This is a genomic window from Micromonospora sp. DH14, from assembly GCF_029809455.1.
Lineage (GTDB): Bacteria > Actinomycetota > Actinomycetes > Mycobacteriales > Micromonosporaceae > Micromonospora > Micromonospora parva.
This window is the reverse complement of the sequence record NZ_JARVKT010000037.1, coordinates 19,181-44,047: the sequence shown is the minus strand read 5'-3', so window position 1 is coordinate 44,047 and position 24,867 is coordinate 19,181. Positions and strand designations below refer to the sequence as shown.

Annotated in this window: 21 protein-coding genes; 16 read left to right on the top strand and 5 right to left on the bottom strand. The window is 73.3% G+C overall.

All coding sequences use genetic code 11. From position 1 onward, the window contains the following. Window positions 1-84: 84 nt before the first annotated feature. The 3 genes from mshB to QCZ28_RS30185 all read left to right on the top strand — a co-directional run bounded on the left by mshB (window position 85) and on the right by QCZ28_RS30185 (window position 2,035). Window positions 85-1,011 carry an N-acetyl-1-D-myo-inositol-2-amino-2-deoxy-alpha-D-glucopyranoside deacetylase gene (gene mshB, locus QCZ28_RS30195; protein WP_279519794.1) on the top strand — a complete coding sequence of 309 codons (927 nt, stop codon included), beginning with the start codon at window positions 85-87 and terminating at the stop codon, window positions 1,009-1,011. Continuing rightward, the gene (locus QCZ28_RS30190) at window positions 1,008-1,466 is read left to right on the top strand and encodes a hypothetical protein (RefSeq protein ID WP_279519793.1); all 459 of its coding nucleotides are present in this window, start codon (window positions 1,008-1,010) and stop codon (window positions 1,464-1,466) included. The genes mshB and QCZ28_RS30190 overlap by 4 nt, the downstream gene beginning before the upstream one ends. Window positions 1,467-1,570: 104 nt before the next feature. Further along, a complete protein-coding gene (locus QCZ28_RS30185; protein ID WP_030337542.1) occupies window positions 1,571-2,035 on the top strand; it encodes a hypothetical protein in 465 nt (154 codons plus the stop codon). A gap of 152 nt (window positions 2,036-2,187) precedes the next feature. Here QCZ28_RS30185 and QCZ28_RS30180 read toward each other — a convergent pair whose 3' ends face one another. Next, the gene (locus QCZ28_RS30180; protein WP_279519792.1) at window positions 2,188-3,270 is read right to left on the bottom strand and encodes a GNAT family N-acetyltransferase; all 1,083 of its coding nucleotides are present in this window, start codon (window positions 3,268-3,270) and stop codon (window positions 2,188-2,190) included. A 79-nt stretch (window positions 3,271-3,349) separates the two neighbouring features. Between QCZ28_RS30180 and fdxA the strand changes: the two genes are divergently transcribed. The 5 genes from fdxA (at window position 3,350) to QCZ28_RS30155 (ending at window position 7,235) form a co-directional block, all read left to right on the top strand. Then, complete coding sequence (fdxA, locus tag QCZ28_RS30175; RefSeq protein ID WP_007464872.1) at window positions 3,350-3,676, top strand: ferredoxin; 327 nt, start codon at window positions 3,350-3,352, stop codon at window positions 3,674-3,676. Then, window positions 3,673-4,776, top strand: coding sequence for a succinyldiaminopimelate transaminase (gene dapC, locus QCZ28_RS30170; protein ID WP_279519811.1), 1,104 nt, complete (start codon window positions 3,673-3,675; stop codon window positions 4,774-4,776). Before fdxA ends, dapC begins: the two co-directional genes overlap by 4 nt. 135 nt (window positions 4,777-4,911) lie before the next feature. Next, the gene (locus QCZ28_RS30165) at window positions 4,912-5,931 is read left to right on the top strand and encodes a prephenate dehydrogenase/arogenate dehydrogenase family protein (protein WP_279519791.1); all 1,020 of its coding nucleotides are present in this window, start codon (window positions 4,912-4,914) and stop codon (window positions 5,929-5,931) included. A gap of 9 nt (window positions 5,932-5,940) precedes the next feature. Then, a complete protein-coding gene (locus QCZ28_RS30160; RefSeq protein ID WP_279519790.1) occupies window positions 5,941-6,588 on the top strand; it encodes an SIMPL domain-containing protein in 648 nt (215 codons plus the stop codon). Further along, window positions 6,588-7,235 (top strand): nucleoside/nucleotide kinase family protein, encoded by a 648-nt coding sequence (locus tag QCZ28_RS30155; protein WP_279519789.1) that lies wholly within the window; start codon window positions 6,588-6,590, stop codon window positions 7,233-7,235. The genes QCZ28_RS30160 and QCZ28_RS30155 overlap by 1 nt, the downstream gene beginning before the upstream one ends. 50 nt (window positions 7,236-7,285) lie before the next feature. On the opposite strand, the gene QCZ28_RS30150 is transcribed toward QCZ28_RS30155, so the two are convergent. Together QCZ28_RS30150 and QCZ28_RS30145 are read right to left on the bottom strand one after the other, a co-directional pair. Then, window positions 7,286-7,453 (bottom strand): hypothetical protein, encoded by a 168-nt coding sequence (locus tag QCZ28_RS30150; protein WP_279519788.1) that lies wholly within the window; start codon window positions 7,451-7,453, stop codon window positions 7,286-7,288. Window positions 7,454-7,498: 45 nt separating this feature from the next. After that, window positions 7,499-8,056, bottom strand: coding sequence for a sugar O-acetyltransferase (locus tag QCZ28_RS30145; RefSeq protein WP_279519787.1), 558 nt, complete (start codon window positions 8,054-8,056; stop codon window positions 7,499-7,501). Window positions 8,057-8,194: 138 nt separating this feature from the next. Here QCZ28_RS30145 and QCZ28_RS30140 point away from each other — a divergent pair, with 138 nt between their 5' ends. Beyond that, window positions 8,195-11,554, top strand: coding sequence for a S8 family serine peptidase (locus QCZ28_RS30140; RefSeq protein ID WP_279519786.1), 3,360 nt, complete (start codon window positions 8,195-8,197; stop codon window positions 11,552-11,554). Window positions 11,555-11,605: 51 nt separating this feature from the next. Here the strand turns inward: QCZ28_RS30140 and dapD are convergent, their stop codons facing one another. Continuing rightward, complete coding sequence (gene dapD / locus QCZ28_RS30135) at window positions 11,606-12,565, bottom strand: 2,3,4,5-tetrahydropyridine-2,6-dicarboxylate N-succinyltransferase (RefSeq protein ID WP_279519785.1); 960 nt, start codon at window positions 12,563-12,565, stop codon at window positions 11,606-11,608. Window positions 12,566-12,643: 78 nt separating this feature from the next. Between dapD and dapE the strand changes: the two genes are divergently transcribed. Then, the gene (gene dapE, locus QCZ28_RS30130) at window positions 12,644-13,717 is read left to right on the top strand and encodes a succinyl-diaminopimelate desuccinylase (RefSeq protein ID WP_279519784.1); all 1,074 of its coding nucleotides are present in this window, start codon (window positions 12,644-12,646) and stop codon (window positions 13,715-13,717) included. Window positions 13,718-13,763: 46 nt separating this feature from the next. Here dapE and QCZ28_RS30125 read toward each other — a convergent pair whose 3' ends face one another. Beyond that, the gene (locus QCZ28_RS30125; RefSeq protein WP_279519783.1) at window positions 13,764-13,931 is read right to left on the bottom strand and encodes a hypothetical protein; all 168 of its coding nucleotides are present in this window, start codon (window positions 13,929-13,931) and stop codon (window positions 13,764-13,766) included. Between the two features lie 154 nt (window positions 13,932-14,085). Here QCZ28_RS30125 and QCZ28_RS30120 point away from each other — a divergent pair, with 154 nt between their 5' ends. From QCZ28_RS30120 to QCZ28_RS30095, 6 genes are all read left to right on the top strand, one after another. Beyond that, on the top strand, window positions 14,086-14,952 hold the full coding sequence (locus QCZ28_RS30120) for a TIGR00730 family Rossman fold protein (protein WP_279519782.1): 867 nt from the start codon (window positions 14,086-14,088) through the stop codon (window positions 14,950-14,952). Further along, the gene (locus QCZ28_RS30115; RefSeq protein ID WP_279519781.1) at window positions 14,952-15,497 is read left to right on the top strand and encodes a TIGR00730 family Rossman fold protein; all 546 of its coding nucleotides are present in this window, start codon (window positions 14,952-14,954) and stop codon (window positions 15,495-15,497) included. Before QCZ28_RS30120 ends, QCZ28_RS30115 begins: the two co-directional genes overlap by 1 nt. Window positions 15,498-15,638: 141 nt before the next feature. Next, on the top strand, window positions 15,639-19,280 hold the full coding sequence (locus tag QCZ28_RS30110) for a PD-(D/E)XK nuclease family protein (protein WP_279519780.1): 3,642 nt from the start codon (window positions 15,639-15,641) through the stop codon (window positions 19,278-19,280). 86 nt (window positions 19,281-19,366) lie between these two features. Next, entirely contained in the window at window positions 19,367-22,891 is a 3,525-nt protein-coding gene (locus QCZ28_RS30105) for a UvrD-helicase domain-containing protein (RefSeq protein ID WP_279519779.1), read from the top strand. Window positions 22,892-23,117: 226 nt separating this feature from the next. After that, entirely contained in the window at window positions 23,118-23,321 is a 204-nt protein-coding gene (locus tag QCZ28_RS30100) for a cold-shock protein (protein ID WP_007464836.1), read from the top strand. 223 nt (window positions 23,322-23,544) lie between these two features. Then, window positions 23,545-24,858, top strand: coding sequence for a DEAD/DEAH box helicase (locus QCZ28_RS30095; RefSeq protein WP_279519778.1), 1,314 nt, complete (start codon window positions 23,545-23,547; stop codon window positions 24,856-24,858). Window positions 24,859-24,867 lie beyond the last annotated feature (9 nt).

The following is a 24,867-nucleotide window of genomic DNA, read 5'->3' as shown; positions in this document are numbered from 1 at the left end:
GCCAAATCGTAGAGCCGCAGCGGAGGTGATGTGGCCGACCTGGGCGGACGCGTCAGCCTCGGCCGGGGAGAACTGCCAGTTAGAGTGACCGTCGTGACGATGCTGCCCGACCGCCGCCTGCTGCTGGTCCACGCGCACCCCGATGACGAGTCGATCGGCACCGGCTCGACGATGGCCCACTACGCCGCCGCCGGCGCGCACGTCACGCTGGTGACCTGCACGCTCGGCGAGGAGGGCGAGATCCACGTGCCCGCGTTGGCCCAGCTCGCCGCCGCCGAGGCCGACCAGCTCGGCGGGTACCGCATCGCCGAGCTGGCTGCCGCGTGTGCCGCGCTCGGCGTCCGCGACCACCGTTTCCTCGGCGGCGCCGGCCGCTACCGCGACTCCGGCATGATGGGGCTCGCGACCAACGAGCACCCCCGGGCCTTCTGGCAGGCCGACCTCGACGAGGCCGCCGGGCATCTCGTGGAGATCATGCGGGAGGTACGCCCGCAGGTGCTCATCACGTACGACCCGAACGGCTTCTACGGCCACCCCGACCACATCCAGGCGCACCGGGTGGCCATGCGCGCCGTCGAGCTGGCCGCCGCGTACGGCTGCGCCCCGGCCAAGGTCTACTGGACGGCCATGCCGCTCAGCGTCCTGGAAGCCGGCATGGCGCACTTCGCCGAGTCGTCCGACAACCCGTTCGGCGGCATCGAGGACATCGCCGACCTGCCCTTCGGCACCCCGGACGCCCAGATCGCCGCCCGGATCGACGGCACGGACCAGCACCTGGCCAAGGAGGCCGCGATGCGGGCGCACGCCACCCAGATCCCGGCCAACTCCTGGCTCTACTCGATCGCCGGTAACTTCGGCGGCGAGTTCATGGGTGTGGAATTCTTCACCCTCGCGGTCGGCGAGAAGGGTCCGGGCGCCGGGCCGTACGGCTGGGAGGACGACCTTTTCGCCGGTCTGCCCGCGGAGCCCGCCCCGGACCGTTCCCCGGTCGCGGCGGCGGGTCTGCGGTGACGCTGCCGGCCGCACCGGTGACGGTCGTGGACGACCAGGAAGCCCCGCCCCCGGCGGGGCCACCGCCGCGACTGGTGGACCTGGGCCTGCGGCTGGTCGGTGCGATCGTCGTGGCCGTCGCCGGGGTGGTGACGGGCGTGCTGGAGCTGCTGCTCGCCACGGTCCGCGTCGGCGGGCAACTCATCGGTGTGTCGGTGCTCCTCGCCATCGGCGCCAACATCGTGTTGAGCTGGTTCGCGCACGAGGCGGTCGGCCGTCGCTGGGCGGTGGCGCTGCCGGCGGTGCCGTGGTTCGCCCTGATGGCGGTCGCCGCCATCCGGACCAGCGAGGGCGACCTGCTGCTGGCCGGCGACAACTGGGTCGGGCTGGCCATGATCGTGGCGGGCGCGATGACGTTCGCGGTGATGGGTTTCCGGCAGATTCTCGCCCCGCAGCCGCCCATGCTGGGCGGCTGACGCCGGGCTGGCGCCGGCTGGTGACGGATCCCAGGTAAGGGTGGTAGATATTCCTGCCAGGGATGCGAACCCCACGACGGGGCGTACGGCAGGAGGGTCCGGCGATGGACAAGCGGTGGCGTGACATCGGGGTGCTCGTAGCAGCGTTGTTCGCGGTCAACGTGGTCGCCCGACTGATCACCGAGTTCGGCTTCGACGGTGACGACACCGCCGCCGACCGGGTGTCGCTGACGATGTTCGCGGTGATCGGGTTGATCCTCGCCGTGGTCGCCTTCCGCTGGGGCCGTCGCCGGCCGTTGGCGGACTGGGCGGCTGACATGGCCCTCGTGGTGCCGGTGGCGATGGTGTTGACGGTGCTGGTCGGGCCCCTGCTGGTCGGTCACAACCCGTTCGCCGGTGGCGCGGGGACGTTCTTCGCCCAGATCTGGCTCTACCTGCTCGCCACCGGCGCGGGTGTGCTGGTCGGTTACCTGGTGCTCACCGCGCTCGGCCGTGACTACCGCTCTCAGCAGCTCAAGCGGTACGCGGAGGTCAAGGCCGCCAAGCCGCGCCGGGTCGTGCGCCGCTGACCACCGGCCCAGCCCGACCCGGGCCAGCCTCGGCCCGTCCGGCGGTACGTGTAACGGTCCGTCCCACGTCCCCAAGCTTGATCGACTCGGTTTCCGTGAAGTCGGGGTGTCCCGGGCGCCGGAATGCCGCGACTTCCTGACAGTCGAGTCGATCATCCGCCCGGGGCGACCCGGGTCAGGTAGGTGTGGTGGGTGACGAACCCGAGCCGCTGGTAGAGCGCGACCGCCGCTTCGTTGCGCTGCTCGACCTGGAGAAAGGCGTGCGTCGCGCCGCCGGACGCCCCCCAGCCGGCCAGTTCGTTGATCACACGGCGAGCCAGTCCCTGTCGGCGGGCCACCGGCAGCACTTCGATCAGGCTGAGGCCCAGCCAACGCCCCTGGCCGGTCACCGTGCCGCGGCCGATCGCCACCAGGGTGCCGTCGGCGTACACGTGGGCGAAGCGGACCTGGTCCACCGCGGTGAGGACGTGCCGGGCGGCCTCCGGTAGGCCGCCCTTGCGCCCAGCGGCGATGGCCAGCCACTCGTCGCTCGGCGCGGTGGCCAGATCGACGACCGCACTGCTCCCGGTTGGCGCACCGGCGGCGGCGTCGATCCGAGCGGCGGCGTCCGGTGTGCCGGAGGCGGGGTCGGCAGTGTCGGTCGGTGCGCCCCCGGCGTCGCCCTCGTCGGTCGTCGTGCCGCGGTGCTCGTCGGCGGAGGCCGACGCGAGCCGGGGGAGCGGCGCGGTCTGCACCAGCGTCGGTGGGCGGGTGCCCCAGCCGCGGGCGTCCAGTTCGGCGCCGACCGGGGCGGCGAGCGGCAGCGGTGTGTTGACCAACGCGGGTTGGCCCAGCTCGGCGTACCAGCGCTGCACGGCGTCGACAGCGGCGGCCAGCGGCCGGTCCGGATCGCCGATCGGCAGTGCCGAGTTGGCGCGCCCGGTCCAGCCCTCGGCCGACCGGAGCAGCCAGTCACCCAGCCGGCCCCGGGTCGGTGCCGGCCAGGCCTCGTCGGCGGCCCGCTCCAGCGCCACCACCGCGGCGGCGGTCGGCCGACGGGTCGGCGGTACGCGCTTGGCCCGGTGGACCTGCGCCACCGGAACCCGAAGCTGCCCCTGCGCGGTGGCCAGCGTGAGATGAGTCTCGCTCAGCTCGACCAGCTCGCCGAGAGCGTCGGAGAATAGCGGGCGGCCCTCGCGAATCCCCACAATCCGGCGGACCACGATTCGGTGTCCCACATCCTGCTGTCGGAGCACGATCGACCCCCTCCCCGGCGAGATACTAGGCTCTTACCGTCGCGGGAGATCGCGGCGAGTCTTGCGGAGGAGAAGACCGGTGACCTACATCATCGCCGAGCCGTGCGTAGATGTGCTCGACAAGGCATGCATCGAGGAGTGCCCGGTCGACTGCATTTACGAGGGCAACCGGATGCTCTACATCCACCCCGACGAGTGCGTCGACTGTGGTGCCTGTGAGCCCGTCTGCCCTGTGGAGGCGATCTTCTACGAGGACGACGTCCCGGAGCAGTGGAAGGACTACACCGGCGCGAACTACGAGTTCTTCGAGGACCTGGGCTCGCCCGGTGGTGCCTCGAAGATCGGCAAGGTGGAGAAGGACGCCACCTTCGTCGCCGCGCAGCCGCCGCGCGGCGAGGGCCACTGAACCGGCCCGCGCCGGTCTCGTCGCGGCTGCCCGAGTTCACCTGGGACACCCTGGACGCCGCGGCCACGCTGGCCGCGGCGCATCCGGAGGGCCTGATCAACCTCTCCATGGGTACGCCGGTCGACCCGGTGCCCCAGGTGATCCGGCGGGCGTTGGCTGACGCGTCCGACGCTCCCGGTTACCCGCTGACCGCCGGCACCCCGGCGTTGCGGGCCGCCATCGCGGCGTGGGTGTCCCGGGCCTGTGGCGCTGGCGTCGACGGTCTCGGTGTGCTGCCGACCATCGGCTCGAAGGAGCTGGTGGCCTGGCTGCCGACGCTGCTCGGGATCGGTCCGGGGGACGTGGTGGTGGTGCCGTCGATCGCGTACCCCACCTACGAGGATGGCGCCCGGCTGGCCGGCGCCACCGTCGTCCGTACCGACTCGCTCACCTCGCTCGGGCCGACCCCACGGGTCCGGCTGGTCTGGGTCAACTCGCCCGGCAACCCGACCGGCCGGGTGCTGCCCGCGGCGCACCTGCGCAAGGTGGTCGACTGGGCCCGCGAGCGGGGCGCTGTCGTCGCGAGCGACGAGTGCTACCTGCCCCTGGGCTGGTCGGCCGACCCGGTTTCGGTGCTGTCTCCGCAGGTCAGCGGGGGCAGCTATGCCGGGGTGCTGGCCGTGCACTCGCTCTCCAAGCGGTCCAACCTCGCCGGCTACCGAGCTGGGTTCGTCGCCGGCGACCCGGCGCTCGTCGCCGAGCTGCTCAAGGTGCGTAAGCACGCCGGCATGATCGTGCCCGCGCCGGTGCAGGCGGCCATGGTGGCAGCGTTGGAGGACGAGCGACACGCCGAGGAGCAGCGGGAGCGTTACCGCGCCCGGCGGGAGGTGCTCACCGCGGCGTTCACCGGTGCCGGGTTCACCGTCGAGCACTCCGAGGCGGGCCTGTACCTCTGGCTGACCAGAGGTGAGGACTGCTGGCAGACGGTCGACTGGCTGGCCCGACGCGGCATCCTGGTCGCTGCCGGCGTCTTCTACGGCCCCACGGCCGGGCAGCATGTCCGCGTCGCCCTGACCGAGTCCGACGAGCACGTCGCCGCCGTCGCCGCGCGCCTGGCCTGAACGCGGTCCGGGCGGGTCGAGCCGTCCCGGGTCCGCGGCGCGACGACCAGCCCGAGCCGACCGATATCCTCGGCGCCGGACCTGGTCGGGGCCGTCGCGGCCCCGCGAGCCCAGCAGGAACATCGAGGTGTGCGGATGGTGGACAGGCCAGGTGCGCGGGTGCGGGCGGCGGTGGTCGGCACCGGCCTGATCGGTGGCTCGGTGCTGCTCCGGCTGGTGGCCGCCGGCATCGACGTGGTCGGGTGGGACCCGGACGAGGCCACCCGGCGGGAGACCCGACGGGCGGGCGTACCCGCGCCGGACCGACTGGTCGAGGCGGTGGCCGACCGCGACGTGGTCTTCCTGTGCGGGCCGCTGCCCACCCTGCCGTCGACGCTGGTCGAGGTGGCGGCGATGACCGGTGAGCGGTGTGTGCTGACCGACGTCGGCAGCACCAAGGAACAGGTGGCGGCGTTCGCCGCCGCGCAGGGGCTGACGCACCGGTTCGTGCCCGGCCATCCGATGGCGGGCACCGACCGGGCCGGCCTGACCGCCGCGCGGGCGGACCTGCTCACCGGCGCGGCCTGGGTGCTCTGTCCGGCCCCCGGGCCGGCGATCACCGCGTTCCGCTGGCTGGCCGCGCTGCTGGTGGAGCACTTCGAGGCCCGGGTGGTGCCGATGTCGGCCACCGAGCACGACTCGGCCGCCGCGCTCGCCTCACACGTGCCGCACCTGCTCGCCGGCGCGCTGGCCGGTGCGGTGCAGCGCGCACCACTGCGCGACGCGATACTCGCGCTCGCCGCCGGCAGCTTCTCCGACGGCACCCGGGTCGCCGGGACCCCGGCCGATCGGACCGCCAACATGCTGCTGGGCAACCGGGACCGGGTGCTGCGAGAGCTGGCCGAGGTCACCACGTTCCTGAACGACCTGACCACCGCGCTGCGCGCCGACGACGCCGCCGGGCTCACCGCCCACTACGACGAGGCGCGCGCCGCCCGCGCGGCTCTGCGCGACCGGCGGTTCGACGCGGACGACAGGCGGTTCCCGGCCGGTGGTGACCACGCCGAAGAGGTGTCCTGGCTGCGGGAGCTGGGGGTGAACGGCGGCCATCTGAGCGGCCTGCACGTCAACGCGGACACTGTCTCCTACGCGGCGCGTCGTCCCGTGGCTGACTAGGCTGAGGGCATGGCGGTGGACGGTCCGGTGGTGCAGGTGCGCGGCGAGGCGTACCAGGAGGTGCCGCCCGAGCTGGCCCGGTTCGCGGTCACCGCGACAGCCCGCGACCGGGACCGGGAGGCGACGCTGACCCGGTTGGCCGAGCGGGCCGCGGCGGTCCGGGTGCTGTTGGACGGCTCCGGGCCGGCGGTGGCCCGGCGGGAGACCGGCGACCTGCGGGTGTGGCCGGAGACCCGGCGCTCGGGTGAGCGGGTGGTCGCCTGGCACGGCAGTGTCACCACCACCGTCACCGTCACCGACTTCACCGCGCTGGGTGAGCTGATGCTCCGGCTCGCCGACCAGGACCAGGTCGAGGTGGCCGGCCCGTGGTGGGAGCTCCGTCCGGACAGCCCCGCCCATCGTGCGGCCCGGCACGCCGCGATCGGCGACGCGCTGCTGCGCGCCCGGGAGTACGCGGAGGCGCTGGGCGCGCAGGTCACCTCGTTGATCGAGCTGGCCGACGCGGGCCCCGTCGACCGGCCGATGTTCGCCCGCGCGGCCTTCGCCGGGGGCGTCGACGCGGGCGGTCCGCCGGAGCTTCAGCTGGACCCGCAGCCGCAGACCGTGCAGGCGGCCGTTCAGGCGCGGTTCACCATCAGCGACCCGGTTCTGGGCTGATGCCGCCGGCCCGGGTGCTCTCCGTCAACGAGCTGGTGGCGCGGGCGAAGGCGCTCGCCGAGGCGGGCCCGCGACAGCTGCTCGGCATCGCTGGCGCGCCAGGGGCCGGGAAGTCCACCCTGGCGGAACGGATCGTCGCCGAGGTCGGGTCGGCCGCCTGTCTGGTGCCGATGGACGGCTTCCACCTGGCGCAGGCGCAGCTGGTCCGCCTGGGCCGCGCCGACCGCAAGGGCGCAGTGGACACCTTCGACGTCAACGGGTACGTCTCGCTGCTGCGCCGGTTGCACCGGCTGGAGCCGACGTCGGTCTACGCCCCGGAGTTCCGCCGGGAGTTGGAGGAGCCGGTGGCCGGTGCCATCGAGGTGCTGCCCTCGGTCCGGTTGGTGGTGACCGAGGGCAACTACCTGTTGTTGCGGGATTTCCCCTGGCAGGAGATCCGACCGCTGCTGCACGAGGCGTGGTTTCTCGACCTGGAGGCCGAGGTGCGGCACCGCCGGCTGACCGCCCGGCACGAGGCGTTCGGTAGGTCCCCGGAGCAGGCGCGGGCGTGGGCGCTGGGCAGCGATGAGTCGAACGCGGCCCTGATCACCCCCACCGCCGACCGGGCTGACCTGGTGGTCCGCCTGTCGGAGCCCCCGCCGGCCTGACCGCGGGTCAGTCGGGACGCGCTACTGCTCGACGCCGCGTCCCGGGCGGCTCATGTCCCCGGTGCCGGGCGTCCCGGCGGCGAGGCCGTACCGCAGGAGCACCGCAGGGGTGCCTGCCAACCTCCGTAGGGGAAGCCTTCGGGGTCCTCCTCGGGGCCGCCCGGCGTCTGGGCGACCAGGTCGAGTGTCGCGAACAGGTCGATGTGGATCGTGCCCATGTGGTCCTCCGTGTTCCCGCTCAAGTTGGCCCTTGAGGGCGCACCCTAGTCGAGTTGACGGACAGGCCGGGCGGGGTTGCCGACCGCCACGACGTTGCCGGGCAGGTCCCGGGTGACCACGGCGCCCGCCCCGACGACGGTGTTCACGCCGATCGTCACGCCGGCCAGCACGATCGCGCCACCGCCGAGCCACACGTTGTCGCCGATGGTGATCGGTTGGGCCGCCTCCCACTTGTCCCGTCGCGGGCCGGGCTCGACCGGGTGTGTCGGGGTGAGCAGCTGCACGTTCGGGCCGACCTGGACGTCCGCGCCGAGGGTGATCCGGCCGACGTCGAGGAAGACGGCGTTGTAGTTGACGAAGCTGCGCGGGCCGATTCGGATCTGCCAGCCGTAGTCGCAGTAGAACGGTGGACGGACCCAGGTGTCCTCGCCCAGCTCGCCGAGGAGGTCCCGCAGCGCCGCGATCCGGGCCTGGGGGTCGTCGGCGGGACTGGTGTTGAAGCGTTCCATCAGCCGGGCGGCCCGGGCCAGGTCGGCGACGATGTCCGGATCGTCGGCCAGGTACGGCTCGCCGGCGAGCATCTTCTCCTTCATGGAGGTCACCGCCCGATCATGCCGGCCCGGTTCGTCGGCTCGTGGCGGGTCCGTCATTTTTTGTACTTCATTTTGCATACCCAGTATGCAATTGTGGGTTGTCAATGCGACTCCCATGTATCAAAGACGCTTGACCAGGAGGATCCGTTGCATCAGGCAAGAAGATTGGCCGCCCTCGGTCTCGTGCTCACGCTGGCGCTCTCCACGCCGGCCCCCGTCTCGGCCGCGCCTGCCGCGCCCGCCCCACCCGGCGGCACCGGCCAACAGGCCACGCCGGGTGGACCCACCGCCAACCGCTCGACCACCGTCACGCTGATCACCGGTGACCGGGTCACCGTCACCGCTTCCGGCGCCGCGGTCCGGCCCGGCGCCGGCCGGGAGAGCGTGCAGTTCCTCGTCCGGCGCGAGCGCGGACGCCTCTCGGTGACGCCGACGGACGCGCTGCCGTTGCTGCGCTCGGGCCGGGTGGACCGGCGACTCTTCGACGTCACCGGGCTGGTCGAGGCGGGTTACGACGACGGCCACCGCGACACCCTGCCGCTCCTGGTGACGTACGGCTCGACGGGTGCCGCCCGGCGTGCCCCGGCCGCGCTGCCCGGCACCCGGCTGACCCGCGACCTGCCGGTGATTCGCGGCGCCGCGCTGGCCAGCGACAAGTCCTCCCTGGGCGCGGTCTGGGAGACGGTGACCACCGGTCCCGCTGGGGCCCGGCTCGACGCGGCAGGGGGCGTCGAACGGATCTGGCTGGACGGCCGTCGACGGGTGACCCTCGACCACAGCGTGCCGCAGATCGGCGCGCCCGCCGCCTGGGCGGCCGGGTTCACCGGCGCGGGAGTGTCCGTCGCGGTGCTGGACACCGGCGTCGACGCGACCCACCCCGACCTGGCCGGCAAGGTGGCCGAGGCGCGCAACTTCACCGAGGCCACCGACGCTCGGGACACGGTCGGCCACGGCACCCACGTGGCCTCGACCATCGCGGGCAGCGGCGCGGCCTCCGGCGGCAAGTACCGGGGTGTGGCGCCGGACGCGACGCTGCTGGACGGCAAGGTCTGTGAGGACGCCGGCTGCAGCGATTCGGCGATCCTCGCCGGCATGCAGTGGGCCGCTGTCGAGAAGAAGGCCGCCGTGGTCAACATGAGCCTCAGCGGCTGGGACACCCCCGAGGTTGACCCGCTGGAGGAGGCCGTGCAGACGCTGACCGCGCAGACCGGCACCCTCTTCGTTCTCGCCGCCGGCAACGACGGCTCGGACGGCTCGGTGGGCTCCCCGGCCAGCGCCGACGCCGGGCTCGCCGTGGGCGCGGTGGACCGGGACGACGAACTGGCCGACTTCTCCAGCCGGGGACCTCGGGTCGGCGACGACGCGTTGAAGCCGGACATCACCGCGCCCGGCGTCGACATCGTCGCCGCCCGGTCCGCCAACGGCTTCATCGGCGATCCGGTCGACGACCGTTACGTCACCATCTCCGGCACCTCGATGGCCACCCCGCACGTGGCCGGGTCGGCCGCGCTGCTGGCCCAGCAGCACCCGGGATGGCGGGCCGACCGGATCAAGGCCACCCTGATGGCCGCCGCCAAGCCGCACCCGGAGCAGACCGCCTACCAGCAGGGAGCCGGGCGGGTCGACGTCGCGCACGCGATCACCCAGCAGGTCACCACCGACCCGGTGAGTGTCTCGTTCGGGCGTGCGCTCTGGCCGCACAATGACGACGCGCCGATCACCCGCACGGTGACCTGGCGCAACGATGGTCCGGCAGCGGTCACCCTGGAGCTGAGCGTCGAGGGCGCCGGCCCCGGCGGTCGCACGCTGCCAGCCGGCCTGTTCCAGTTGGGTGCCGACCAACTCACTGTGCCGGCCGGCGGCACGGCCGCCACGACCGTCACCACCGACACCCGCCTCGGCGACGCCGACGGCTACTGGACCGGGCGGATCGTGGCCCGGTCCGGGACGGCGGTCGCGGTCACCCCGTTGGCCGTGAACCGGGAGGTGGAGAGCTACACGCTGACGGTGGAGCACCTGAACCGGGCGGGTGAGCGCACCGCTGACCACTGGACCCTGCTGCTCGGGATGGACACCTTCGGCGCCTGGGACGTGGTCAGCTCCGACGGGGTGGCCAGCGTGCGGGTGCCCAAGGGGCGCTACGGCCTCAGCGGTCTGGTCTTCGAGCCCGGCCCGGAGGATGAGCCGCGCGGGATGTCCCTGTTGGCGCAGCCCGAGGTGACAGTCGAGCGGGACACCCGGATCGTGGTGGACGCCCGCCGCGCCAAGCCGGTGCGGACGACCATTCCGGACCGGACCGCCGTTCCGCTCCTGATCGACGTCAGCGGCAACTTCACCGCCGCCGACGGCAGCGGGTACACCGTCGGCCTCTGGGCCGAGACGTTCGCCGACCTGACCAGCGGTCAGCTCGGCAAGCCGAGCCCCGCCGACCGGTTCGTCGCCACCGTCAGCAGCCAGTGGACCACGCCGGACCCGACCAACAGCCCGTACCTGTACGCGCTGGCCGAAGCGATCCCCGGCCGGATGCCGACCGGGTTCGTCCGCGACTACACCCGACGGGACCTGGCAACCGTCGTGCACCGGTTCCGTGGCGGCTACCCGGGCATGCAGGCCGAGCGGATCGTGTACCCCGTCCTGGAGTACAACGTCGGCGGCTCCGCCCTGATCCTGCCCACCGCCGTGCCCGGCCAGCGGGTCGAGCACTACAACACCAAGGGCGTGACGTGGGAGTCCGAGGTCGCCTTCGGGACGGTGGACGACGAGGGCTGGTTGAACCCGCAGACGGTGCTCTTCTCCGTCCCCACCGCGTACCGGGCCGGGCGGACGGTGCAGGAGATCTGGAACCAGGGCCCGTACGGACCGTCGTTCCCGAAGCCGCGCTGGCCGCACCAGAGCATCACCCGCGACGGCGACACGATAGTGGTCGACGTGCCGATCCACAGCGACGCGGCCGGGCACCCGGGCGGCTCACTGAACGACAGCGCGCAGACCAGGCTCTGGCGCAACGGCAAACTGGTCGGCGAGAGCGAGTACGCCGGCTACGGCGAGTTCACAGTGCCACCGGGCAAGGCGGACTACCGGCTCGTCACGTCGGCGAAGCGCAGCTTCACCGACCTGAGCACCGAGGTGGAGTCCAGCTGGACCTTCCGGTCGCGGCACGTCGCCGGTGACACGCCGGCCCGACTGCCCGTGTCGGTGGTGCGCTTCGCGCCGCCGCTGCGGGTCGACAACAGCGCTCCGGCCGGTCAGGGCTTCGTCATCCCGGTGCGGGTGCAGCGGCAGCCCGGCGCGCCGACCGCCCGGGTGGAGAAGCTCACCGTCGACGTCTCCTACGACGGCGGGAAGACCTGGGGCAGGGCGAAGCTGGTCCGCACCTCGGCCGACGGCTGGTCGGCGGTGTTGCGGCATCCGGCTGGCACCGGCCACGTGTCGCTGCGGGCCACCGCCCGGGACACCGCCGGTAACACGGTGACCCAACGGATCATCCAGGCGTACCGGTTGCGCTGAGGCGTACCCCGTCCGGGTCCGCGGCCGAACGCCGCGGACCCGGCGGGGCCGTCAGTCGTTGGCGTGCAGGGCGGCGTTCAGCTCGATGCCCCGGCCGGTGCGCGGCCGGGCCTCCAGCCCGCCGGTGACCGAGTTGCGCCAGAACAGCAGCCCGTCGACGCCGGACAGCTCCCGGGCCTTGACCACCCGGCCGTCGGGGAGCGTGATCTTCGACGCGGCGGTGATGTAGCAGCCGGCCTCGACCACACAGTCGTCGCCGAGCGAGATCCCGACGCCGGCGTTCGCGCCGACCAGGCTCCGCTCACCGATGCTGATCTTGTCGGTGCCGCCGCCGGAGAGGGTGCCCATGATGGAGGCCCCACCGCCGATGTCGGAACCGTCACCGACCAGCACGCCCTGCACGATCCGCCCCTCGACCATCGAGGTGCCGATGGTGCCGGCGTTGAAGTTGACGAAGCCCTCGTGCATCACGGTGGTGCCGGCGGCCAGGTGCGCGCCCAGGCGGACCCGGTCGGCGTCGGCGATCCGCACCCCGGAGGGCACCACGTAGTCGGTCATCCGGGGGAACTTGTCCACCCCGTACACCGACAGGTGCCGGCCGGCTGCCCGCTCGATCACCCGCAGCTCGTCCACCCGCTCCGGTGGGCACGGCCCGGCGGACGTCCAGGCCACGTTGGCCAGCTTGCCGAAGATGCCGTCCAGGTTGAGCTGGTTGGGTCGCACCAGGCGGTGCGAGAGCAGGTGCAACCGGAGGTACGCGTCGGACGCGTCCTTGATCGGGTCGTCCAGCGAGCCGATCACGGTGACCACCTGCACGGTACGCAGACCGGGCAGGGACCGGTCACCCAGCGCGGCCGGTGGCAGGTCGAGCACGTCCGCCTTGTCCTCGCCGGCGACCAGCGGCAGCTCGCCCAGGCCCAGCTTGCCGGTCGGGTACCAGGTGTCGAGCACCTGCTCGTCTGCGGTGACCGTAGCCAGGCCGATGCCCCAGGCGGAATCTGCGGACGTCACTGTTACACCTCTCGGTCACGGCCGGGCTGACCTCGGCTCGCTCCTCGCACTGACAGACCTGAAGGTACCGTGCGAACCATGGAGAACCCGCTGACCCCCGAGGTCCTCGCCGATCCGGTGCAGCTGACCCGCGCTCTGGTCGACATAGAGTCCGTGTCCCTCAACGAGAAGGCGATCGCCGACTGTGTCGAGGAGGTGCTGCGGGGCGTACCGCACCTGACCACCCACCGGCACGGCAACACGGTGATGGCGCGCACCGACCTCGGTCGGCCGCAGCGTGTCGTGCTGGCCGGGCACCTCGACACGGTGCCGTTGAACAACAACTTCCCGTCGACCATGCGCGGCGACCTGATGTACGGCTGCGGCACCTCCGACATGAAGTCCGGCACCGCGTACGCGCTGCACCTGGCGGTCACCCTGCCCGAGCCGCGCTACGACGTCACGTACTTCTTCTACGAGGCCGAGGAGATCGAGTCCCGGTACAACGGCCTCAACCTCGTCGCCCAGGCGTTCCCGGAGTGGCTGCAGGCGGACTTCGCGGTGCTGCTGGAGCCGACCTACGGCATCGTCGAGGCGGGCTGCCAGGGCACCATGCGCTCGGTGGTCACCACGACCGGGGTACGCGCCCACTCGGCGCGCTCCTGGCACGGGGTGAACGCCATCCACGCCGCCGGTGAGGTGCTGCGACGCCTCCAGACGTACGAGGCCCGCCGGGTCACCATCGACGGTTGCGACTACCGCGAGGGCATGAACGCGGTACGGATCAACGGCGGGGTGGCCGGCAACGTGGTCCCCGACCACTGCGAGGTCGAGGTCAACTACCGGTTCGCGCCGGACCGCACGCCGGCCGAGGCGGAGGCGCACCTGCGGGAGGTCTTCGCCGGCTTCGAGGTGACGGTCACCGACATGGCTGCCGGTGCCGCGCCCGGGCTCGAAGCGGCCCCCGCGAAGGAGTTCCTGGCGGCGGTCGGCGCCGCGCCGATCGGCAAGCTGGGATGGACGGACGTGGCCCGGTTCGCGGCGATGGGCATCCCCGCGCTGAACTTCGGCCCCGGCGACCCGAACCTGGCCCACCACCCTGACGAGCACGTCGAGATCAGCAAGATTCGCGACGGCGCGGCAACCCTGCACCGCTGGCTGGCCCCCGCCTGACCCGGCCCTGCCCCCCGCGCCTTCGCCGGTGATCAAGAGGTTTGCGTCAGCCTGGCCCGTTGTCGGCGACGCAAACCTCTTGATCGGCTCCGGACGGGGTGGGGGAGGTCGGGATCGGGTTCTGCTGGCGGGCGCGGCGGCGTTCGGCCACCACGTCTCGGATCCGTCGCTGCATCTGGCGACGGATCCGGATCATCTCGCTGTTGCTGATCACGCTGTCTCCTCCCCCGAAGGCGCGCGCCGGGGCATACCCGGTATGTGAATAGTAAGACGTACGGGAGCGCCGAATAGTTGCCCTTGATCGCGAACAATTTCTCGGCGTCCCCGCCCCGCGCACCCGGCCGGTGCTGCTCCACTACGGTTGCTCCATGAGCCAGAGCAACGGGCGGGAGGCCGGTCGCGGTCCGGGCCAGGAGCGGCATCGCGGTGCGGTCACCCTGCGCAGGGGGGCGATCCCGAGCAGCACCGCGGACCAGCGTCTGCTGGATTCGCGGGGGCGCGGCGACTGGAAGACCAAGGACGCCTGGCGCGCGCTGCGCATCCTCGCCGAGTTCGTCGAGGGCTTCGACACCCTTGCCGACGTGCCGTCGGCGGTCAGCGTCTTCGGCTCCGCGCGCAGCGCGCCGGACAGCGCCGAGTGCCAGTTGGCCGAGGAGTTGGGTGGCGCGCTGGCCCGAGCCGGCTACGCGGTGATCACCGGTGGTGGGCCCGGAGTGATGGAGGCCGCCAACCGCGGCGCCAGCGAGGCCGGCGGGCTCTCCGTGGGCCTCGGCATCGAGCTTCCGTTCGAGCAGGGCATCAACGACTGGGTCGACCTGGCCATCGACTTCCGCTACTTCTTCGCCCGCAAGACGATGTTCGTCAAGTACGCCCAGGCGTTCGTCGTGCTGCCCGGCGGGTTCGGCACCATGGACGAGCTGTTCGAGGCGCTCACCCTGGTGCAGACCGGCAAGGTCACCCGGTTCCCGGTGGTGCTGATGGGCGTCGCGTACTGGCAGGGCCTGCTGGACTGGCTGCGCGACACGATGGCCGCCACCGGCAAGATCGGGCCGGTCGACCTGGACCTCATCTGTCTCACCGACGAGGTCAACGAGGCGGTCCGGTACATCGTCGAGGCGGAGGCCGTGCTCTCCGCCGAGCAGGAGGCGGTCCGCGAGGAGGCCGTCGCCCGGACCGGGGCGGACCAGCAGGCCGCCGCCGTTCAGGCCACCGAGCAGCCCCGGGATCACGACTGATGGCGGCGATCTGCGTCTTCTGCGCCTCGTCTCGTACCCTCGACCAGCGCTGGTTGGACCTGGCCGCCGAGACCGGTGCGGAGCTGGCCCGGCGCGGGCACACGCTGGTCAGCGGCGGTGGCTGCGTCGGCATGATGGGCGCGTTGGCCGACGGCGCCCGATCCGCCGGTGGGCGTACCCTCGGCGTGATCCCGCAGTCGCTGGTCGACCTGGAGGTCGCCGACCTGGCCTCGGACGAGCTGCTGGTGACCGACTCGATGGCCACCCGCAAGACCGTGATGATCGACAAGTCGGACGCCTTCCTCACCCTGCCCGGCGGCCTGGGCACGCTGGACGAGTTGTTCGAGGTCTGGACGACCGCCACCCTCGCCCTGCACGCCAAGCCGATGGTGCTGATCGACACCGACGGGTTCTACCGCCCCCTGCTGGACTGGCTCGACGCGCTGGCCGACCAGACCTTCCTGAAGCCCGCCGGCCGCGACCTGCTGACCGTGACCACCACCGTCACCGAGGCCCTGGACATCCTCGAATCCCACCTGACCTGACCCGAACCCCTCCCACCCCCCTGCGGTGATCATGAAGTTGTCGACGTCGCTGTCGGCGTGTCGCGCCGCTAACTTCATGATCGACGAGGTGGGTCGGGGTGTGGGTGGGTTGGTGTCGGATGGGTCTGATGGGATGAGCTGATGCAGGCGTACCGGTTGGTGCGGCGGCCCGGTGGGCCGGCGCGGGGGGACGGGGCGACGCCTGACGGCGCTTCCGTGCCTGCCAGCGGCGGCACGTCTGGGGGTGGTGTCGGGGCGGCGGGTCTGTCCGCGCGCCCGGGTGGGTCCACCGGCGTTGGTGGGGCCGAGCTTGCGGTCGGGCCTGAGGTTGCGGTCGGCGGCGGCTGGCGGGCCGATCCGGTGCAGGCCGAGGTGGTCGGGCACACCGACGGGCCGATGCTCGTCCTCGGTGGCCCGGGCACCGGCAAGACCAGCACGCTGGTCGAGGCGGTCGCCGCCCGGGTGGCCGACGGGGTCGACCCCGAACGGATCCTCGTGCTGACCTTCAGTCGCCGGGGCGCCACCGCACTGCGCCAGCGCATCGAGGCCCGCATCGCGCAGGACGGCCACCGCGTGTTGCGCGAGCCGCTGGTGCGCACCTTCCCGGCGTACGCCTTCGGGTTGCTCCGCCGCGCCGCCGCCGAGCGGGGCGAACCGTCGCCCCGACTGCTCACCGGCCCCGAGCAGGATCTGATCATCCGCGAGCTGCTGGACGTGGTGGGCGAGGAGCCCGAGGACGACCCGGTCGGCTGGCCGACCGACCTGCGCCCCGCCCTGCGGACCAGGGCGTTCGCCGGCCAGCTGCGTGACCTGCTGATGCGCGCCGCCGAACGCGGGGTGGGCTCGGCCGACCTGGCCCGGCTGGGTGAGAAGCTCGGCCGCGCCGACTGGCCCGCTGCCGCCCGCTTCCTGCGGGAGTACGTGGCAGTGCTCGCGCTGCGCGACGTCAGCAACCGCGGCTCCATCGCGTACGATCCGGCGGAGCTGGTCCGGGCGGCCACCGGGCTGCTGCGCGACGACGAGGAGTTGCTGGCCGCCGAGCGCCGCCGGCTCGCCCACGTCTACCTCGACGAGTTGGCCGACACCGACCCCGCCCAACTGGAGCTGCTCTCCGTCATCGCGGGTGGCGGCAAGTCGCTTGTCGCGTTCGCCGACCCCGACTCGTCCACGTACGCCTTCCGGGGCGCCGACCCGGCCGGGGTGACGACGTTCACGCACCGGTTCCGGACGGCCTCCGGTGCGCCCGCCGCGCAGGTGCTGCTGACCACGTCGTACCGGGCCGGGCCGGGTCTGCTCGCGGCGATCGCCCGGCTGGGCCGCCGGCTGCGGGGTCCGGCCGCGCACCGCCGGCTGCACCCGCTGCCGGACGCGCCGCCCGGTGTGGTCGAGGTGCACACGTTCCGCTCGGCGACCAGCGAGGCCGCCTGGTTGGCCCACGCGCTGCGCTCGGCGCACCTGCTCGACGGCGTGCCCTGGTCCCGGATGGCGGTGCTGGTGCGGTCCACCGCGTTGCAGCTGCCCACCCTGCGACGGGCGTTGCACGCGGCCGGGGTGCCCACAGTGGTGCACGGTGAGGACCTGCCCCTGCACCTGCAACCGGCGGTCGCGCCGCTGCTGCTCCTGCTGCGGTGCGCACTGGAGCCGGAACGCCTCGACGAGGAGTCGGCTGTCGCGCTGCTGCACTCGCCGCTGGGCGGGGCGGACCCGCTGGCCGAGCGGCGACTGCGGCAGGGCCTGCGGGCGCTCGCGCTGGCTGCCGGTGACCGACGCCCCTCCGGTGAGCTGATCGTCGAGGCGTTGCGCGATCCGGAGGAGTTGGCCGGCATCGACCGTCGCTGGGCGGAACCGGCGCAGGCGGTGGCCGGGCTGCTGGCCATCGCACGCGAGGCCGCCGATCGGCCGGGTTCGACAGCCGAGGACGTGCTCTGGGCCGTCTGGCACGCCAGCGGTCTCGCCGAACGCTGGGCCGGCGCGATCAACCAGGGCCGCCCGGAGGCCGGCGAGGGTGACCTGGCCCGGCGACGGCGGGCCGAGGCGGCCGACCGTGACCTGGACGCCGTGCTGGTCCTCTTCGACGCGGCGGCCCGGTTCACCGACCGGCTGCCCGGCGCCCGTACCGAGGTGTTCCTCGATCACGTGCTCGCCCAGGATCTGCCGGCCGACACCATCGCGCCGACCGCCGACCGGGGTGCGGCGGTACGCCTGCTCACCGCGCACGCGGCGAAGGGCCTGGAATGGGACCTGGTCGCGGTGGCCGGCGTGCAGGAGGGCATCTGGCCGGACCTGCGGCTGCGCGGCAGCCTGCTCGGCTCCGAGCGGCTGGTCGACGTGCTGGCCGGCCGGTCGGTCGACGGCGCGAGAGCGGCGAACGTGGTGGGTCAGACCTCGGCGTTGCTGGACGAGGAGCGTCGGCTCTTCCACGTCGCCGTCAGCCGGGCCCGGCACCGGTTGCTGGTCAGCGCGGTGGCGTCGGCGGCCGTCGGCGGTGACGATCACGAGGAGCAGCCGAGCCGGTTCCTGCACGAGCTGATCCCCGCCACGCCGCCTCGACCGCCGAACGGCGCCGGCCCGGCCGACCCGACCGCGCCGCCCGGCCCGCGCACCGGTCCGCGGCGCGAGGGCCCTTCCGGTGGCACGCCCTCCGGTCCGCACGGGCCCGACGGCGACGGTGCTCGCTCCGGCGACGGCGGCACCCATGGTGAGCGGCTGCCCCTTGACGACGGTGTGCCGGGCGACGGCGAGCCGGACCTGCCCGGGGCGTTGCCGGTGACCCGTCCACCCCGGGCGCTGACCCTGCCGGCATTGGTGGCGGAACTCCGTACCGCCATCACCGACCCGGCCGCCCCGGCGACCCGGCGGCGCGCCGCGGCGGCCGAACTGGCCCGGCTCGCCGTCGCCGGAGTGCCCGGTGCGCACCCCGACGACTGGTGGGGGTTGCGGGCGCTCTCCGACGACCGGCCGCTCGTCGACGACGGCGACCCGGTGCGGGTCACCCCGTCGGCCATGGAGAGCGCGCTGCGGTGCAGCCTGCGCTGGCTGTTGGAACGGCACGGCGGCAGCGGGCCGACCAGCACCGCGCAGGGGGTGGGCAACCTGGTGCACGCTGCCGCGATGCTCGCCGAGGACGCCAGTGCCGACCGGGGCGCGCTGCTCGACTACGTGGCCGCCCGGTTCGACGCGATCGAGCTGGCGGCCCGGTGGATGGCCGGGCCGGAGCGGGAACGCGCCGAGGCGATGGTCGACAAGCTGCTGCGCTGGCTGGCCACCAACCCGCGTCGGTTGCTCGCTATCGAGCACGAGTTCGCCGTCCGCCTGGACGATCCCCACCGGCCCGTCGAGCTGACCGGTCGGGTCGACCGGCTGGAGGTCGACGAGGCCGGTCGGCTGGTGGTGATCGACCTGAAGACCGGCAAGTCCACCGCTGTCACCGGCGCCGACCTGGCGGAGCACCCGCAGCTTGGCGCCTACCAGGCGGCGGTGGAGGCGGGGGCGTTCGCCGAGTTCGGTGACGAGTCCGGCGGTGCCGCGCTGGTGCAGCTGGGGACCACCGCCAAGGACGCCAGGGAGCAGAACCAACCGGCGGCCAGCGAGGGGCCGGCGGCGGGTTGGGCGACCGCGCTGGTCCGGCGAACCGCCGATACGATGGCAGCCGCCACGTTCGCGGCGGTGGCCAACTCGAAGTGCCGGGTCTGCCCGGTGCGCACCAGCTGCCCGGTCTCCGGGCAGGGGCGCCAGGTCGTCGAGCCGCCCATCGTCCGGCGCACCAGTGAGGGCGAGGAGTGAGCCGGTGTTGCGAGCCCCGCAGTCACGAACCAAGACGGCACCGTGAGGGCGAGGAGTGAGCCGGTGTTGCAGCCTGTGACGACACCGTGAGTCAGCCCACCCTGTTCGGCGCGGGTCCCGCGCCGACGCCGCGGCTCGCGGACTCCGGCCCCCGGTACACGCCGGTGGAGCTGGCCAAGCTGCTGCGGTTGCCGGCGCCCACCCGGGAGCAGGCCGCGATCATCGCCGCTCCGGTGGAGCCGCTGCTGGTGGTCGCCGGTGCCGGGTCGGGCAAGACCGAGACGATGGCCGCGCGGGTGGTCTGGCTGGTGGCCAACTCGTACGTGCGGCCGGAGCAGATCCTCGGGCTGACCTTCACCCGCAAGGCGGCCGGCGAGTTGGCCCATCGGGTACGGACCCGGCTCGACCAGCTGATCCGCCGCGTCGGTCGGCAGGGGCGGGACCCGTTGGACGATCCGCTCGCCGGTGAGCCCACCGTCTCCACCTACCACTCGTACGCGGGGCGGATCGTCACCGAGCACGGGCTGCGGGCCGGCTACGAGCCGTCCACCCGGCTGCTCACCGAAGCGTCCCGTTGGCAGTTGGTGGACCTGCTGGTGCGCAACTACGACGGCGACATGTCCGAGGTGGACCGGATGCCGAGCACCATCACCGACGCGGTGCTGGCGCTCGCCGGGGAGTTGGACGAGCACCTGGTCGCGCCGGACGAGTTGGCGGCCTGGACCGGTCGGTTCTTCGCCGAGGTGCAGTCCCGGCCGGGTCGGGTGTACGCCGACGTGCGCAAGGCGCTCACCCTGCAGCAGACCCGCTTGCGGCTGCTGCCGTTGGTGCGGGCGTACGCCCGGCGCAAGGTGGACTTCGAGGCGATGGACTTCGCCGACCAGCTCGCCCGGGCGGCGCGGGTGGCCCGGGACCACCCGGCGGTCGGCGCGATCGAGCGGGACCGGTTCCGGGTGGTGTTGCTCGACGAGTACCAGGACACCAGCCACGCCCAGGTGGTGTTGCTCAACGCGCTGTTCGGTGGGGGGCACCCGGTGACCGCGGTGGGCGACCCGTGCCAGTCGATCTACGGCTGGCGGGGGGCCAGCGCGGGCACCCTGGACCGGTTCCCGACCGAGTTCGCCCGCGCCGACGGTGAGCCGGCCCCGGCGCTGGGGCTCACCACGAGTTGGCGCAACCGTCCGGAGATCCTCCGGGTGGCGAACGCGCTCTCCACCCCGCTGCGGGCGGCGGGTGCCCGGGTGCCGGAGCTGCGCTCGGCGTTGACCGTCCGGGACCCGATCCCGCACCGCAGCCCGGGTGGTGCGGCCGGGGGCACCGTGCACTGCGCGATGCTGCCCACGTACGCCGACGAGGCCGACTGGATCGCCGACAGCGTGCTGGCCGCGTGGCGTGGGGCGGCCGGGATGCCGGGCGTGGCCCCGGAGCACATCCCGGTGGCGCGGCGCCCGACGACCGCCGTGCTGGTTCGGGTACGCAGCCAGATCCCGGCGATCGAGTCGGCGTTGCGCGAGCGTGGTCTGCCGGTCGAGGTGGTGGGGCTGGGCGGCCTGCTGGACACTCCCGAGGTGCGCGACGTGGTCTGCACGTTGCGGGTGCTGGCTGACCCGACCGACGGGGCCGCGCTGTTGCGGCTGCTCACCGGTGCCCGTTGGCGGATCGGGCCGCGTGACCTGGTGGCGCTGCACCGGCGGGCCCGGGCCATCGCGAAAGCCCGGCGGCAGGTGGCCGCCGACGACGGCGCGGAGATCAGCCCCGACCTGTTGGACGAGGCGACCCTGGTGGAGGCGCTGGCCGACCTCGGGCCGGCGCAGGCGTACTCGGCGGAGGGTTTCGCGCGGCTGCGCGCGTACGGCCGGGAGTTGGCGCTGCTGCGCTACCGACTGGACCAGGCGCTGCCGGACCTGATCGCGGACATCGAGCGGACTATCGGCCTGGACGTGGAGGTCGCGGTGCGGGCCGGCCGTGACGGCGCCGGCGACGCGGGCCTGGCCCGGGGGCACCTGGACGCGCTCGGCGACGTGGCGGCCCGGTTCAGCGGGGAGACGCCCGGCGCCACCCTGTCCGGCTTCCTGTCCTATCTGGCCGCCGCCGAGGACGAGGAGCGTGGTCTGGCGCCGGGCGAGGTCGAGGTGGTGGAGGGCGCGGTGCAGGTGGTCACCGCACACGCCGCCAAGGGTCTGGAGTGGGACGTGGTGGCGGTGGCCGGGCTCAGTCGCGGGCTGTGGCCGGGGCCGGTCCGCAACTCCGACCACTGGTTGGGCGGGCTGGGCGTGCTGCCGTTCCCGCTGCGCGGTGACGCCGACGGGCTGCCCGAGTTGGCGCTCGACGAGGCGGGCGACCAGCGGGCCGTGGCGCGGGCGGTGACCGACTTCACCGACGCCTGGCGGGCCCACGACGAGCGGGAGGAACGGCGGCTGACGTACGTGGCGGTGACCCGGCCGCGCCGGCTGCTGCTCTGCTCCGGTTACTGGTGGGGGGAGGGTACGAAGCGACCGCGAGGTCCGTCGGTCTTCCTGCGTGAGGTGTACGACGCCTGCCTCGACGGTGGGCCGGGGCACCTGATCGACGTGTGGGCACCGGAGCCGACCCCGGACGCGACGAACCCCACGGCCGAGGTGGTGCTCCGCGCGGAGTGGCCGGCCGACCCGTTGGGTGGTCGCCGGCCGGCGCTGGCCGAGGCGGCCGGGCTGGTGCGTCGCCTGATGGCCGACGGTCCGGCGGCGGCGCTCCCGGGACCGGTCGGGCCGGCGCTCCCGGGACCGGTCGGGCCGGTGCTCCCCGGGCCGGTCGGGTCGGTGCTCCCCGGGCCGGTCGGGTCGAGTGGCCCGGTGCCCGCCGGGTCGGTGGCGGCGGCCGGCTCGGTGACGCCGTCCGGTTCGACTGTCGAGGCGGCCGAGCCGGAGGTGGACCCGGAGGTGGCGCGCTGGCAGCGTGAGGCGGACCTGCTGCTGGCCGAGCGTGCCGAGCTGACCCGGCTCTCCGGTGCGATCGAGGTGGCGCTGCCCGGGGCGCTGAGCGTCACCCAGCTCGTCGCGTTGCGGCGCGATCCGGCGGCGCTGGCGCGTACGCTGCGCCGGCCGGTGCCGACCGAGCCCAACCCGTACGCGCGTCGGGGCACCGCCTTCCACGCCTGGTTGGAGCAGCGCTTCGGCGCGGACCGCCTGTTGGACCTGGACGAGCTGCCCGGCGCCGCCGACGCCGACGCCGCTCCCGACGAGGCGCTCGTCGAGCTTCAGGAGCGCTTCCTGGCCAGCGAGTGGGCCGACCGGTCACCGGTGGAGGTGGAGGTGCCGTTCGCCACGGTGATCGCCGGGGTGGTGGTACGGGGCCGGATGGACGCGGTCTTCGCCCGGCCGGGTGGCCGGTTCGACGTTGTCGACTGGAAGACCGGCGCGCAGCCCACCGGGCCGGCGGCTGAGGTGGCCGCCGTGCAGCTGGCCGTGTACCGGCTGGCCTGGGCGGAGCTGGCCGGTGTGCCGGTCGAGCGGGTGGGCGCGGCGTTCCACTACGTCCGGCACGGGGTGACCGTACGACCCGCCGACCTGCTGGATGTGGCGGGCCTCACGGCCATGATCGCCCAGTTGCCCGAGGATTCTGCCCAACATTGACCACTGCGGGGAAAACCGTGGTAGGTTGACCGGGTTGCAGTTTTGGTTACCAGAGACTCTGTGTGCGCCTGGCGGGATTGTGGCCCCAGGCGCTCTTTGTTGTGTCCGGAGTTCTCCGGGCGGGGCGACCAGAAGCGACAGGCGATTCGCGCATCCCCGCGCGGAGCGCTCCTCTTCGGGCGCGCAACAAGTGCGCGTCCGACGTTCCGTCAAGGAGACGAAACACATGGCTATTGGCACCGTGAAGTGGTTCAACGCTGACAAGGGCTTCGGCTTCATCACCCCGGACGGCGGCGGCGCTGACGTCTTCGCCCACTTCTCGGCGATCCAGTCCTCCGGCTACCGGAGCCTGGACGAGAACCAGCGGGTCGAGTTCGAGGTGACCCAGGGCCAGAAGGGCCCGCAGGCGGAGAACATCCGCCCGCTCTGATCTTCGGATCGGTCAGCATTACCTGTCGCGCCCTCCGGGTGTGACGGTGACGGGACCGGCCCGCCCCGCCGTCGCCTGCGTCCGCAGGCGGCGGCCCGGCGGCGGGCCGGCCTGTACTCCCTTCGGTTCGTGCTTGTGAGTCCTGGCGGTCTCTTTCCGCCGGTTGACAGCGCCGACTTCGGCGCCCTCCCTCGACACGTGCCGCGTCGAGGAAGGCTTCCGCATGACCACAGTTATTCCGTCTTTCGCCCATACCGGTCTGGCGCCGGCGCTGCTCAGCGCGCTGACCGCGCAGGGCATCACCGAGCCGTTCCCGATCCAGTCGGCGACGCTGCCCGACTCGCTCGCCGGCCGGGACGTGCTGGGCCGGGGCCGTACCGGCTCCGGCAAGACCCTCGCCTTCGGGCTTCCACTGCTGTCGCGCACCGCCGGCCGTAAGGCCCGGCCGGGTCGCCCGCTGGCCCTGGTGCTGGTGCCGACCCGCGAACTGGCCCAGCAGGTCACCACCGCCCTGGCCCCGTACGCCCGCGCCGTCGGGCTGCGCTGCGCCACCGTCGTCGGCGGGCTGTCGCTGCAACGGCAGGCGGACGCGCTGCGCGCCGGTGCCGAGGTGGTCGTCGCCACCCCCGGCCGGCTGCACGACCTGATCAACCGTGGCGACGCCCGGCTCGACCAGGTCGAGATCACCGTGCTCGACGAGGCCGACCAGATGGCCGACATGGGTTTCCTGCCGCAGGTCACCAAGCTGCTGGAGCAGGTCGCGCCGCAGGGGCAGCGGATGCTTTTCTCCGCGACCCTGGACGGCGGCGTGGACCGGCTGGTCCGCCGCTTCCTGAGCAACCCGGTCACCCACTCGGTCGACCCGGGCACCGCGACCGTCACCGCGATGACCCACCACGTGTTGCACGTCGACGCCGCTGACAAGCCCGACGCGTTGACCCGGATCGCCGCCCGCGAGGGCCGCACCATCCTGTTCATGGGCACCAAGCACCGCGCCGACCGGCTGGCCCGTCAGCTGCTCTCCAAGGGCGTACGCGCTGCCGCGCTGCACGGCGGCAAGTCCCAGCCGCAGCGCACCCGGATCCTGGAGCAGTTCCGCAACGGTCAGGTGACCGCCCTGGTCGCCACCGACGTGGCGGCCCGTGGCATCCACGTGGATGGCCTGGACATGGTGGTCAACGTGGACCCGCCGACCGAGGCGAAGGACTACCTGCACCGGGGCGGCCGTACCGCCCGGGCCGGCGAGTCCGGTTCCGTGGTCACCCTGGTCCTGCCGGAGCAGCGCCGGGACGTGTCCCGGCTGATGGCCACCGCCGGCATCCGACCGGAGTCGGTCCAGGTGCGCCCGGGTGACGCGGCGTTGGCCCGGGTGACCGGTGCCCGTGAGCCGTCCGGCGTGCCGGTGACCATCGTCGCGCCGCCGGCGCCCGCCGCTCGGACGCGTACCTCCGGTGGCTCGGCCTCCGACGGCGGCGCCCGGCCGGCGCACCGCGCGTCGGGACGCTCCCGGCGCCCGCGTCGCCCCCGTACCGTCTGATCTTCCGCT